The organism is Ancylomarina subtilis (assembly GCF_004217115.1).
Classification (GTDB): domain Bacteria; phylum Bacteroidota; class Bacteroidia; order Bacteroidales; family Marinifilaceae; genus Ancylomarina; species Ancylomarina subtilis.
On sequence record NZ_SHKN01000001.1, the window covers coordinates 466430 to 480992 of the forward strand.

11 protein-coding genes are annotated in these 14563 nt (G+C 35.5%); 2 read left to right on the forward strand and 9 right to left on the reverse strand.

From position 1 onward, the window contains the following. Positions 1-72 precede the first annotated feature (72 nt). The 8 genes from EV201_RS01935 to EV201_RS01970 form a co-directional block, all read right to left on the reverse strand. Positions 73-1026, reverse strand: coding sequence for a CorA family divalent cation transporter (locus EV201_RS01935; protein ID WP_130305714.1), 954 nt, complete (start codon positions 1024-1026; stop codon positions 73-75). A gap of 116 nt (positions 1027-1142) precedes the next feature. Next, on the reverse strand, positions 1143-2126 hold the full coding sequence (locus EV201_RS01940) for a methyltransferase (RefSeq protein WP_130305715.1): 984 nt from the start codon (positions 2124-2126) through the stop codon (positions 1143-1145). 155 nt (positions 2127-2281) lie between these two features. After that, positions 2282-2965, reverse strand: a complete 684-nt coding sequence (locus tag EV201_RS01945) for a cysteine hydrolase family protein (RefSeq protein WP_130305716.1) — start codon at positions 2963-2965, stop codon at positions 2282-2284. 130 nt (positions 2966-3095) lie between these two features. After that, positions 3096-4352, reverse strand: a complete 1257-nt coding sequence (locus tag EV201_RS01950; RefSeq protein ID WP_130305717.1) for an alpha/beta hydrolase-fold protein — start codon at positions 4350-4352, stop codon at positions 3096-3098. A 457-nt stretch (positions 4353-4809) separates the two neighbouring features. After that, positions 4810-5979: a porin gene (locus EV201_RS01955; protein WP_130305718.1), complete on the reverse strand. Its 1170-nt coding sequence runs from the start codon at positions 5977-5979 to the stop codon at positions 4810-4812. A 167-nt stretch (positions 5980-6146) separates the two neighbouring features. Beyond that, positions 6147-7226: a type II asparaginase gene (locus tag EV201_RS01960; protein WP_130305719.1), complete on the reverse strand. Its 1080-nt coding sequence runs from the start codon at positions 7224-7226 to the stop codon at positions 6147-6149. A gap of 86 nt (positions 7227-7312) precedes the next feature. Next, positions 7313-8800 carry an aspartate ammonia-lyase gene (locus tag EV201_RS01965; protein ID WP_242610443.1) on the reverse strand — a complete coding sequence of 496 codons (1488 nt, stop codon included), beginning with the start codon at positions 8798-8800 and terminating at the stop codon, positions 7313-7315. Between the two features lie 27 nt (positions 8801-8827). Further along, positions 8828-10156, reverse strand: a complete 1329-nt coding sequence (locus EV201_RS01970; RefSeq protein WP_130305720.1) for an anaerobic C4-dicarboxylate transporter family protein — start codon at positions 10154-10156, stop codon at positions 8828-8830. 1004 nt (positions 10157-11160) lie between these two features. On the opposite strand from EV201_RS01970, the gene EV201_RS01975 reads away from it, so the two are divergent. Then, a complete protein-coding gene (locus EV201_RS01975; RefSeq protein WP_130305721.1) occupies positions 11161-11691 on the forward strand; it encodes a GNAT family N-acetyltransferase in 531 nt (176 codons plus the stop codon). A 279-nt stretch (positions 11692-11970) separates the two neighbouring features. On the opposite strand, the gene EV201_RS01980 is transcribed toward EV201_RS01975, so the two are convergent. Further along, complete coding sequence (locus EV201_RS01980; RefSeq protein ID WP_130305722.1) at positions 11971-12675, reverse strand: RluA family pseudouridine synthase; 705 nt, start codon at positions 12673-12675, stop codon at positions 11971-11973. 556 nt (positions 12676-13231) lie between these two features. Between EV201_RS01980 and EV201_RS01985 the strand changes: the two genes are divergently transcribed. After that, on the forward strand, positions 13232-14470 hold the full coding sequence (locus tag EV201_RS01985) for a radical SAM protein (RefSeq protein ID WP_130305723.1): 1239 nt from the start codon (positions 13232-13234) through the stop codon (positions 14468-14470). Positions 14471-14563 lie beyond the last annotated feature (93 nt).

The following is a 14563-nucleotide window of genomic DNA, read 5'->3' on the forward strand; positions in this document are numbered from 1 at the left end:
TGCATTCAAAGGTAAATTAATTACCCACGGAGGGTTTTGTTGCCTTTCGAAAAATGATTCGTAGCTACCAGACTAAAACCATTTTTTTCTTTTGAAATAGATTAAAGGCAAGATAAAACTTAAAATTAGAAGTAGAAGAATAATTGGATACCCCAAAACCCATTGTAGTTCAGGCATATGTTTGAAATTCATGCCGTAAATTCCAACAATCAGAGTTGGTAGCGAAATGCAAACGGTAATGATCGTAAGGATTTTAAAAATCTTGTTTTGTTCCAACTCGATTTTACTATTGATATTTCCACTCAAGTCATCCAATCGATTGAAGTTGTATCGTAAATAGTCTGCAATGACTGTCAGGTCGTCTATTTCTTCGTTGATCTTATCGAATGAACTGTCGTTGTAGTTGTTGCTCTTTTTTAACAAAAACAGAATCCTTTGGAATTCAGAGAGGGACTCTCTAATGAGGAGATTGTTAAATTTTAACTCAGTAATGTAATCCAGATCATTCTCTTTAAACTGCTTGGATTTAAGTGTTTTCTGAAAAAGATCCTTTATTTTTTTTGAAATTAATTCAACAATGTCCGCGTAATAATCCGAGATGACTCCAATCTGAAAAAGGAATAGCTGATGATAGGTCTCAAAAGACGTCGCCTTAAGGTTGTATATATACTGTGTTAGCTGGTTTAAACTTTCTTCTATATCCGGCGAAAGAAATGTAAATACAATATCATTTTTAATCAGAATATAAATATCCTTTTCTTCGAAGCGATTATTGGAGGAGTAGCTTGGAATCGTGAAGTTTAAAGACAGTTGAGTATTGGACTCAATATAATGTGAACTGATTTCGATATCCTCTTTTTTACTGAAAGAAGTTAGGTCCAGATCAAATTTTTGGGCAATTGTTTCCAAATCTGAATTGAGAAAGCCTATAAACCGAATACTAAAAATTGCATTGGGTTGGTATTCAATTTCATCAACAGACGAGTAAGTTATGACATCATTGTTTTTATAGTAGATTTCAATCATCGTTATTTATTTACTTTACAATCAATGGTTTCGTCTATTCCGTTTGATACAAGACTTCAAATTTAGAACCTGCTTTTGCAAGGAACTTAATGCGATCTATTTCTAAGCTATTTTTATTAAATATCTTTTTTAAGTCCAACGACTTGCACTATACCTGATTCTAAAACAAGTTTAGAAATATCGGTAAAACCTGCATGATTCATCCATTGACTGACTTCATTTTCAGAATAACAATTGCCTCCTTCAACTCCAACCAACATATTAATCGAAAAAATGGCTCCTTGTACAGGCTTTGTTTTTGCATCGTTCATGATCCAATCCTGAATGATTATTTTTCCATTGGCATTTAAAGAATTGTAGCACTTTTTCACCAAGCCTTGATTGGTTTCGTTTGAATTGCTGTGGATGATGGCAGACAGAAAGACCAAATCGAAACCTTTGGGGAGTTCATCCTTCGTGTAGTCGCCGCTATAATGTTCAATTTTTCCTGTAAAACCTTCTTTCTCGATGATTCTCTTTGAAATGGGAACGACATTCGGCAGATCGAAAATCGCGGTTCTCAAACCTGGTTTTCTCTTTATGAATTCCATACAAAAACAGCCAGAACCACCTCCAACATCCAACACCGATTCGATATTTTGCAGGTTGATTTTTGAAACCTGAGAGGGGGCTTGCCTTTTTCCTCTATCGTGCATGGCATGGATAAATGACTCCAACCATTCATTGCCTCTTTGGTTAATTTCTGTTGATTGGGCTGGTTTTCCGGTTTTCACCACATCAGTTAGTTGACTCCAGGTATGCCACAAATGGTTCATATGCATCAAGCCACCCAAATAATTCGGGCTGTTTTTCGAAAGCAACTGATAACTCTCCTCTGAATTCCTGTAATTCCCATCGGTTTTTACCAACAGGTTTAAAGCGACCAAAGCATTCAACAGTCTTTCTGTAGCATCTTTATGAGAGTTTAAGGCATTCGAAATTTTTTCAGAGCTGTAGCAGTCCTTACCTATAAATGTGAAAAGATCTAATTCGTAAGCCGTTAACAATATTCTGCTTTTCTGAAAAGCCATTGACACTTCTCTGAGTTCCATTGGATTCATTGGCGTTCATTTATGATGAGATTGTTATCAAACAAGTCGTTGTAATAAATTTACTTAATTTATTCTTTTATGAAGCCTGATTTACTTAATCTTAATAAAATTTTAAGGTGTTTGGGTGATTTTTAATGTTTTGTTGGTGTTTGTTTCTGATATCTCTATTTTCTTAAGCGATCAAATTTTAAAACGTTGACACCTCTGTTTTTAAAACTCACGATCATACTATCCTTTGTCTTAACTGATTCTGATAAAATCGCGTCATCTAAAAGATTAACTCTGTAATTTCGATTCTGTGCGGCTTCAACCGTACTGTTTATGCAATAAGCAGCGTCTAAACCAACGATATACAGTTCATTTATTTTATTGTTGGATAAGATATTATCAAGTTTAGTATCTATAAACGCATCATTCTTACTTTTAACGATCTCTAAATTTGAATTTAATTTCAGTCGTTTATCAAATTTTGCTCCCGGACTCCCTTCGGCATATGAATCGTTCAGGAGATTGATTAAAGGATTTGTGATTGCACTTCTAATAAAAATAATGGGTATGTTTTGATTTTCACAATAGTCTGATACCCGGTTTATTTTGTTTATTAAGGCATCTGAATTACTGGTATAGAATGAGTTTGTCGAAATTTCGCCTGTTGTTGCTTCTTGGATATCGATAACTAAAAGGGCACAATTAGGTTCGTTGTAATTCTCTATGGGTTGCCCTTTTGAAACCACAGATGCATTTTTTTCAAAAACGATTAGGTTGACAATTAGGATTATAACGAAAAGAATTATTACTCCAGCGATACACAGGATAATCGTTCTTAATCTTCTTTTTTTTCTAGCCATTTTCTTTAGTTTTCTGTTTGTTCTTCAAGGGTAAATTGTATGATAAGTGGCAGACTGCGTGGTAATTTCTTGTCAAACTTTGGTTGGTACCACATTGCCTGCCATAGCTTATACAAAATATTAGCTTGAGTTATTTTTTTTTCATTTTAAGCCCTTCGATTTTTTTCTTATAGAAATCGTTACCACTTAATTCTAAAGCTTTGGATACATATTTAATTGCATTGTTTAAGTCGCCTTTGGCTTCATAATAATCAGCCATAGAATCAAAGGCATTTGCACTTTCAGGATAATACTCAATAGCAAGTTCTAAGTACATTTTCGCCTTTTCAAACTGTTGCATATCCATATTCATATATCCTGACATATTTAACAGTTCCTCAGGATAAGGCGGTTCTGAATAAGTAAAATGCTCTTTGAGTTTCTGTTCTCTATATCTAATTATAGCGAGAAGCTCATCTTTGGGAGTGTCAAATGAGTTTATTTTATCGGTATTTTCCATCTGATACCATTTAAAAAGAGAGAGCAAACCATCCATGATGGAAGGAAAGGGGATTGTGCCATGTATATCGCCGGGATAAAATTTCCAGTCAAATACTAATCCGTTTTTTTTCGCATTTTGCCTAATTAAGTTCGAAAAGGCAATGTTTGAACGGGCAAACAAGCTAAAGTCAGTTGTATCTTGCATGACATTGTCCAGAGTTATCTTTGAATTTTGCATATGCAATTGCCCACTTAAAGACATAAATAAAGATTTGTTTTTATATTTCTGACCAACAAGTAATCCTTGCGCCTTTTTCAGTAGTTTTTGGTCATCCCAATCAAGACTTGGGTCTATAGCTATATAGTTGGCAAATAAAGTTGGATGATTAATTAGCATATGAATGGTGAACAAGCCTCCATATGAGTGACCAATTAATGTTCTAAAATTGGTCACCGGATATTTGTTTTCTATAAATGGAATAAGTTCTTTCTCTATAAATTGACTAAAATGATCAGCCTCTCCATTTTTTTCATTAAAAGGCATACCGTATTTTGTTGTGATGGTTGAAGTCGTCAGATCTCTTATTCTGTTTTTTTTATTCGAAATTCCTACGAGTACCATTTCAGGCGTAAAGCCACCGCTATAATAATTTTGAACATCACTGACTGTAGGAAGAAACACTTCGCCGTCTAAAATAAAAACGACAGGGTATTTTTGATTTTTCTCCGGGGTATAACTGGCAGGCAATTGCACATAAATATTTCTCGACTCGTTTAGGATTTGGGAATATAGACTATCCACAACACCAACTTTTTGCAAAAACCTTTGATTTACTTGTGCATTGATACAATTTAGGGAAAGGATCATGAGTCCTGTTGTCAATGCTATTTTTAGTCCATTTTTCATTTTAGCTATTATATTTAGATTATATTTGTCATAACTAATACTAAGGCTTGTACTTAGGTACGTAGGTGATTTCAAAGAGTCATTTTATTCACTGATCAAGGGGAGGCCATGATACAAAGTGAGTAATGAGCCAATTAAGCAAGTTGTGTTTTTTAATAACAAATACTTTAGATATTATTTGTGAGCAATAAATATACATTTTTATTTTTAGCAAAGCCCATTTCTAAATCACGAACACATTAAAAATAGGGGAGGTGAGTCTTCTGTTTTTTTTATTGTATGAAACTTTTAAACGGCTTGTCAGGGTGCATGAGATTTTCCAGACTGGGTAGAATTGATAGAAGAAAAAATAGAGGTGTTGTGTTTTTGAATACATTAAAACTTGGTGAAAATCAAAACAAAGAGGCCGTTCAAATCTATTTTGAAACAGCCTCTTTCTGGTAATCTTCAAATTATACTAAAAAACCAGTAATGGCGAAATAATACCAATACTGAATCGTCCGGTATTTCTGTCTGCAGATGAAAACTGAGTTTTTGAATAATTGGAGTAGTTGTATTTTCTGGCTACATAACTAGCATAAAACTTCAAGTTTAGATCTTTGAAAGGCGAATACTGTATGGTAGGAATTAGTCCATAAGTCGTAACCAATTTCTCAGTTGAATTGCCGTTAAATTTAGCATATGTATTGTTTGTCATCACTGTTAAAAGTAAGTTAATCTTAGGTTGAATTTGATATTCTGCTCTCAACCAATGTTCAACATACTTAACATCTTCTGCCGGAGCTTGAAAGCCTGAGGCAATGATATTCGTAGCAATCCCTTTATTGTCCAAAGCTTCGAAACTGTATTGAAAATCATACATAAGAGTGAAGTCTTTTGACTGGAACTTATTACCCAATACGAAATAGTGCAACACTTTGCTCTTAGCTTCAATGAAGTAACTGTAACTATAAGCTGTTTTTAGTTTTCCTTCAAATAAGCTTCCTCTCCAGGAAGATACAAAGGCCAAAGGTGCTTTCGCAGCTTTAATCCCGGAAATATCATATCCCGCATATTGAACAGCTAAAGATTTTGTTCTCGTATTTAATGCTTGAAGACCAAATGTGTGTTTTCCGTCTTTCAAAGTATGAGAAACAGTTGCACCTATCAAATAGTTGTCGGCATATTCTATCAGATCATTGTATTCCAAGATATCAATCGGATTTAAGTCCAGCTCCATTCCACCCCAATCAGTAGATTGTTTACCAACTGTAAGTTTAGTTTGAGGTGTAAGTGTGAAAACTAAATAAGCAAGATCAGTTGATCGACTCATATTGTCAAGATCTCCCACTTGGTGCTCGCGAGTATATCTGTCTCGAAATCTGAAGCTGACCTTTTCATGTATCTTACCTTTAATTTCCAATCGGAATTGATTGGAAGAAAAGTTAGAACTTTCATAATCTCCATCTTCAAATTTATTATCAAATGCTAAACGGGTGTTAAAAATAACATCAATATTTTTTAATAATGACTGCTTTTCTACAGGAATTAAGGACTGGTATTTGAGGTCGGATTTATTTTCTTGCTTTTGCGCAACTGCAAGAATTGGCAGCAAAAGAACTACTATATAAACAAAATATTTTTTCATTTTTCCATGAATTTTATATTTATAGTATAGGCAGTTTAACGATAAGAACTCCAAATTCAATCCAAAACATAAGTTTATGAATTTAATTTTACCACTTTTGATTGTAAACTGAAAGTGAAGGTTTTAAGCAAGGAGTCGTAAAAGAATGACTCCCTGCATTTTTAATGTTAATAGTTGAAAAAGTTACTTTGGATTTTAGCACGATCACTCGTTTCCATTAAAGATAACATCAATAAAATTCGGGCCTTTTGAGGATTAAGATCATCTCCAACAACAAAACCAAGAGCAGCATCATCTACTTCGTTAAACAATGTCGTTCTACCAGCTCCCGTTCTATTTGAACGACAAACCACAATTCCTTTTTTAGATGCTTTTTCAAGAGATTTACCAACAGCCGCATTAAAATTACCATTACCCATACCAGCATAAACAATCCCCTTAACGTTTGTGTTTAAAAGGGCATCAACTGTAACCGGACTGGCATCGGCATAGCCGTATATAATTTCAACTTGAGGTAAAGACATCGCTTTCGTTACGTCGAATTTTTTTGCAGGATTGCGCAATGATTGGTAATAATAATTTACTTTCCCATCATATATTAAACCAATGGGGCCGAAATTACGGGAAGCAAAAGTTGACGTACTGGTGGTAATCGTTTTTGTTACATCTCTACCATCAAAAACCAATTCATTCATTGCTACTAAAACGCCTTTCCCCTGACTTTTAGGATCTGCAGCAACGATGACTGCGTCTAACAAGTTTTTATTGCCATCTTGACTCATTGCAGTAGAAGCACGCATCGCACCAACCAATACAACTGGTTTGTCAGACAATGTTGTTAAATCAAGAAATGTAGCAGTTTCTTCCATCGTGTCGGTACCATGAGTAATGACAATAGCGTCTGCAGAATTCTCTTTAAAAATCTCATTTATTCTTTTTGAAAGTTTTAACCAAACTTCAACGCTCATGTCCTGGCTACCAATTTTAGCAATTTGTTCTCCTTTAATTTGGGCTATATCGTGAATTTCAGGTACAGCACTTAATAAAATATCAATCGATAATTTCCCAGCAGTATAAGCAGCTTTAGTTGCTGATTCTCCTGCACCTGCAATAGTCCCTCCAGTTGCAAGAATGGTTACTCTTGGCAATATCTTAGTCGTTTTCTTTTTAGTTTGAGCCTGCGTTTGTAATGTGAAAACAAACAAAAACAGTACGAATATGCTCTTTTTTATTAAACTCGTTTTCATAATTGATAAGTTTTAAATTATTATTGGTTTTGCCGCATCTCTCATTATTATTTTATTCCATTTGATTTATATGGCGTTCTTTACAACTATTTGTTTTCATATTTTGATTTATCCAATCCTGTCATATTCTTCGGTGATAATAAGACCTTTATTTGTTCCTCTGTAAGCAGTTTTTTCTCTCTTACCAATTCTAAAATTCCTTTACCCGTTGCTTTGGCTTCTTTGGCCAGTTCGTCACCTACATGATGGCCCAAGACAGGATTTAAAGCGGTAACAATACCAATAGTAGTTTCTAAATTGCGTTTGTGAACATCCTTATTGACCGTGATGCCATTGACACATTGAACTCGGAAAGTTTTTATCGTATTGGTCAGTAATTTTTGTGATTCAAAAATTGTAAGCCCCACAACGGGTTCGTATGCATTCAATTGTAAATCACCATCTGATGCAGCAATATTTACAGTTACGTCATTCCCCATAACACGGTAGCTGACAAAAGCCATCAGTTCGGGGATTACCGGATTTACTTTCCCAGGCATGATAGATGAACCTGGTTGTCGTGCAGGAAGGTTAATCTCAAACAAACCATTCCTTGGTCCCGATGACAGATTGATCAGGTCATTTGATATTTTCGATAGGGTTGTTGCTAAGGTTTTTAAAGCCGAAGAATACACGACAAATCCTTGTAAACAAGATGTCGCTGCAATCAAATCATCAGCATTGACCACATCATAACCCGAAATTTTTCTAAGATGTTCAATCACATATTTGTCATAACCTTTAGGTGTATTTAAACCTGTACCAATTGCAGTACCACCCATATTAAGGACCATTAGAGATTGACTTGCATGTTCTATATTAGCAATATCCCATTCCAACATTGCAGCAAAAGAATGAAATTCCTGCCCAACGGTCATAGGTACGGCGTCCTGGAATTCAGTACGACCCATTTTCACGATATCGATATTTTCGTGCCCCAATTTCCTGAACGATTTTTTCAGTTCATTAAGTTCTTTTATTAAGCGATCATTATGCAACAACATACCTAACTTTAATGATGACGGATATGTATCATTGGTTGATTGTGACATATTCAAATGATCATTGGGAGAAATCTTCTTATAGTTCCCTTTGGCTTGTCCGGACTTTTCAAGTGCAATATTCGCTAATACCTCATTAACATTCATATTGGTTGATGTTCCTGCACCTCCCTGATAGAGGTCAATCTTAAACTGATCAAGAAAATTTCCTGCAATTAATTCCTGACATGCTTCTTCGATTGGTTTCAAAATTTCAGGCTTCATTTTACCGGCTTCGGTGTTTGCCCGGGCACAAGCCAATTTCACCATTCCCCAAGCCTTAATAAAGTCAGGATAATCATTAACATACTGGCCAGAGATATGAAAATTTTCCATTGCTCTTGCAGCTTGGGCTCCGTAGTAGGCGTCTTTAGGAACTTTTATGTCACCCAGTAAATCTGTTTCAGTTCTATACTCTTGTGAAAATCCATTCAGCATCATGCAAAAAACAAGAAGTAAGCTTAGCAAAATTGTTCGTTTATTTACATTTTTCATCGTTTTGAGATTTTAAAAATGAGTTGTTTATGTGATATAAGTTATGAGTAAAGCAATAATGACAGCAGAAAAGGTTGTCACCAATCCGGGAACCATAAAACTGTGATTCACCAATCGGTTGCCAATTTTGGTCGTTCCGGTTTGGTCAAAGGAAATAGCAGCCAGTATTGTTCCATAGGTTGGAAGCACAAAGTATCCGTTTACGGCGGGGTATAGGGCTATTAATAGTTCAGCATCAAGCCCCAGGGCTAGTCCAACTGGCATTAAAGTCACGACGGTAGCTGCCTGGCTAAAAAGCATAATTGATAAGGTAAATAAACCAAAACCAAACACCCATTGATAACCTTCAATGGCTTGGGAAATACTTTCAACAATAACGAGTCGGTTTCCTTCAAAAAATGAAGAACCCAACCAGGCAATTCCTAAAATTGAAATCAGAGCCACAACACCACTCTTCATAATGCTTCCACCGACAGCCTTGCTTGCTTTTGCCTTAAAAATGACCATGATTAAGCCTCCTATAGCCAACATGATGATCATTATGGCAGGTCCCATCCCAATTTGATCTTCTGTAAGTTTTCCATCAACCATCCATTCATAAGAAGGTCTTAATTCAGGAAACATGCCAATTATAACGATCATTATAATGGCGAAAAAAAACATAAATGTAGAACCTTTGGCGTTTTTTAAAGTTTTTTTATCTGGAGTTTTGGTCGCTTCCAAGGCAATAATTTTTCCATCTTTCAATCGTTGCTGATAAATAGGGTCATCAGCTAACTCTTTGCCTTTTTTAAGAACGGTTATTGAGCCGATAACAACAGCTATTAAAGTGGAAGGAATAATGACCAGTAACATTTGAGGAAGACTCACTCCCATAACCGATAGAATACCAATCATGGCCACTGTTGAAGCAGAAATAGGGGAAGACACAAGCCCCTGCATGGCTGCAATAACCGACATGGACATTGGCCTTTCCGGTCGAATACCCGATTTTCGTGATATCTCAGCAATGATGGGTAATAATGCATAAATAACGTGTTGTGTTCCAGAAGCCAGAACAAGAATGTAAGTTACCAAAGGAGCCACAAAAGTGATGTTCTGAGGTCGTTTCCGCATGATTTTCTCTGCCATGCCTACCAGAAAATCAAGACCTCCGGCAGCCTCCATAGTAGAAAGTGCCGTAATCACGGCAAGGATCATTCCCAACACAATTACAGGGGGGCTTCCAACAGGTAATTTCAAAACAAATATAAAAATGACCAATCCGATACCAGCCATTGTACCCATTGCGATACCACCAATTCGAGCACCAATAATTATGATTGCCAAAAAGATTATCAACTCAATCCAAAGCATATGATTAAGATTTAATTAGTTATAAACTTAAATTATGTTGGTCTAATCCTTTAGATTAAAAAAAAAACGATATTTTGACACAAATAGCATTAACATTTTCTGATTGGGTTAATAGTATGAATTTGCCATTGCGACGATTTTTTTTACAGAATCTAAGGCTTTTATGAATAGTGCTTTTTTTGAGATAGGAATGCCTGTAAAAATAAATTTTCTAATGCTCTAAAAGTTTGAATACCATAATCCAAATAATCTGCCATTCGCCTAAGAAAATATGCTTTTTTCTGGTAGTTTTTATAATTAATGTTTTTGTAAAATTTACAATTCAAATCTTAGATATCAAGTAGATTAATAAAGCAAATTCAAGTTAAGCATTCTATGAAAAACACACAACTATTTCTTTGAACAGAGTCTGTGTCAGGGATTTAATCTTTGTTTTGAAGAGATGGCGATACAAGATCTAAAGATTGTATAATTCTCACACCCCTTAAAAAGATATGAAAATAGCGCTTACCAATTTGTTACAAATAGGTTGGGAATCTTCGCCCTTGATTGCAAGCTAGTGCCACATTGGGGTAAAACACTAAAGATTTATTTCAGAACAAACGTATGGGAGGGAGGAGATGCTGCAAGCTTTTCAGTGAGCGCAAAAAAGAGATAGTTTATTTTTATTTTAAAATGAGAATCACGAAAATCGATACCTTTTTTCAATTGCTTGTAATGGTTTTGTTAGCTTGCGTGGGCGATTAAAATAGTTGTCTTATTACCGACCGAAGGGAGATCACGAAACGAAGTGAGTAAAACGCTAAAAAAGCAAGCTGAGTAAATTTGTTTATATTTTTTGCCATTGGGGGTACGTATGCAATTACAGAATTCAGCCTTATGCTGAATTTTTATACAATCAGCTCATATATTTTATACTGCAAACGTGAATTTCTATTGAATTACCTGGATGATATGCTTATTTTTGTTTTTTATGTCGCAATTAGCTGTAGAATATATGTTATATGAATGACTTTAATATCGGGAAAATTGGGAGATTAATGCGCCGAGACTATCAGATAAAAGGGTTATTAACTAAATACAAAATAGGTAAAAGTATGGTGGAAGAGTTTAAAATAAGGAAGGCTGAACCAGATGAATATCCTGAAATTGAACGAATATTTGAAGCTCAGGGATTAGAGAACAATAAAACCGGAGTCAAGGTTTTTAATGGATATTCAGTTGAAGTGTTTGACAGGCTAATAGGTGGAGCAGAAGTGATGCTTCAAGAGGGAGAATATACTTTTTCTGTTGCTGTGATTGACGATTTTAAAGGGCAGGGCATTGGAAAATCATTATTTCAAATAGTGGAAGAAAAAATACGGAACTTAGGAGCTAAGAGGATACTGATTCAAGCAAAAGTTCCTGCTTATTGGTCAAAGTTTGGCTTTGTTGAAATTGTTGATCCTAATGATGCTCCAAAAACTTTTCGGTGCGATGGCTGTTCTCAATATGGGAAAGACTGCTTTCCAAAGATAATGGTTTTAGATTTATGATAGGTTTGATAATGGGGCAAGTCTGTGTATATTTTTATACTTATAGAAAATTAAAAAAAGATTTTAAATTATATAACCTATTCTTTTCGGGCCTCTTAAGTAAGATTGTTATTGGGAACGTTGGCAAGGTGGTTTAGATTGCTCATTACCAATTATACATTCCCAATTCGATAAGCAATCAACGTCCAAAACTTCATTTTGTACGTTGACCTTTCGACTTTCAGCCCTTTTATTTATTTTTGCCTTTATCCTTTATCCTTTTCAACCTTATAAACCCTTTTATTTAATCAGCTGCTTAAAATAGCTTGGCGTATTGGCTTCAAAGGTCATTTCCTTCTTGGTATGTGGATGTCTGAGGGTTAATTTTGCAGAATGAAGCGCAAGACGTTTGATTCCCACGCTTTTTTCACCATAAACCTTATCGCCGGCTACCGGACAGCCATGTTCGGCAAAATGCACACGAATCTGGTTTTTTCGTCCCGTGTACAAACGGATCCTTAATAAGCTGAAACGTTCCGACTCTTTGATAACCTGATAACCTGTTTTGGCAAACTTGCCTTTGTCCGCATTTCTGACAGAGAAAACACGATGAATACTATTCTCTGCCAAATAAGAGGTGATGATGCCTTCTTTCTCACGCATTTTACCTTCAACTACCGCCACGTATGTCTTGCTAAAACTCTGCCATTCATCCTGAAGGAAAAATTTTGCTTTTTCGGTTTTTGCAAAAACCAATACGCCTGAGGTATCCTTATCCAAACGGTGTACAATAAAAATTCTGTTCTTCGATTTCTGACTGCCTTTTTTCACATACTGACTTAAAAGAAAATAGGCCGTTTTCTCTCGCTCACGGGCACTGGCCATGGTTAACAAACCACTCACTTTATTTACAACAATAATATCCTGGTCTTCGTAAAGTATCGTGAGTCCTTTAGGTTGGTATTTATTCGACGGTTTTTTATTTTTTTTCTGAATTTCTTCCATATCTATAAAATATAAACACCTTTTTTTCGTGTTGCGCGCTTCAGGCAACAAGGGTGACTGGCTCGGCTTACAGTAAAATATTTTGCTTCATTAATTATTCTGCAAAGATTACGCTTTCATTTTGTTTTTTTCTTAGAAGGATTCTAAATCAGATTAAAAAGTAAGGAAAGCTAAAATACAGTCAGAATCGAAGCAGAGGCCAAAACGAATATGGGTTCATTTAGAACCAAATTTTTAATCTAAATTCGGTTTCTGCATTAAAAATTTAGCGTACATTTGATACTATGATGTCAACAAAAACAATTACATATATTCTTTCCAAAGGTCATTTAAATCTGGATGGCCGTTTGATGTTTTTGTACATTTTTTCCGAACTCTAATTTATCCCATCCTATAGATGATTCACGGGTTTTACAAATAGCTTGTTGCTGATAACGACTATTGATAGAACAGTGTAGAATTTTCCTCTTGAAACCAAAGGTTCATTGAATGAACTGTTTGAATGTAGTGCCCTATTTTGTTTTATATGTTTAATTTTACTTAACTGATTGAATTAATGGAAGCCTCAGATATTTACGACAATGACCTGATTAATAAGAATAGTCAGGATTTTATAGAATTCCCTCAAATCAAATGGTTTAATGCCTATCGTGATGAACAGTTGATCAATCGAAGAGCCGACCTGTTGGACTTCACAAATGACAATCTGCTGTTTAAGGGGACCAAACCTTTTTATAAACAAATTTCAAAGGGCTGTAAGCTTTGCGGAGCAGGCTTCTGGAGCTGTTTGTTTATCACGGGCAAATGCAATGCAAATTGTTTTTATTGTCCCACATCGCAAACCCACGACGATTTGCCTACGACTCAGGGCTTGAGTTTCGAATCGGCTTCGGCCTACGCCGAATATGTCAATCATTTTAAGTTTAAAGGGGTTGGATTCAGTGGAGGAGAACCCTTCTTAGTTTATGATAGAGTAGTTGAGTTTCTGAAGAAGCTGAGAAAAAAGTGTTCTCCCGATTTGTATGTCTGGCTTTATACCAATGGAATCCTTGTTGACGAAATCAAATTGAAGAAACTGGCCTCTTTGGGTTTAAACGAAATACGTTTTGATATAGGCGCCACAAATTTTAGTCTCGACAAAGTGAAAATGGCTAAGGGGATCATCCCCAATGTGACCATTGAAATACCGGCTATCCCTGAGGAACTGGAACGAATGAAATTGCTTTTGCCTGAGATGATAAAGGCGGGAGTGAGCAACCTGAACCTGCATCAGCTTAGACTAACCAAATACAATGCACCTAAACTCTTAAAAAGAGACTATACTTATGTGGCTGATGAGCGACCGCTGGTTTTGGAATCGGAAATTATGGCATTGGAACTGATTAAATATGCCATGGAGGCTCATCTTGAGATGGGAATAAATTATTGTTCGTTCAACTTTAAACATCGTTTCCAGAAAGCAGGATTTCGTTCTCAAATTGCCAATGCCTTAGCCGATGATTCCGAAATTATCAATACCAATGGTTTTGTCCGAAATCTGAAAGGGCATCACTTGAGTTACGAACGTATCTCGGTGACTGATTTTGATAATCAGAATGGTTTAAGTTTAGATTTAAAATACAAAAAATATTCTGTGAAGCGGGATGCGATCATGAAAAATATTGAATTAAGCCCTCAGTTATTATCTGAAGTGGAAACATTAATTAGCGAAGGCGAAACCCGAATTCCTAAGGATGAATTATTGTACAAAATTTGGCGGATGGAACATATCGAGAACAAACTTCGTAAGTTTTAAACTGGGGATTGAATTTTAAGGATTCAGTTAAATGGAACTGAAGAGGGCCTAATAAATGTTAATTCAGCCTGAATAATAGACCAAAAACTCTTT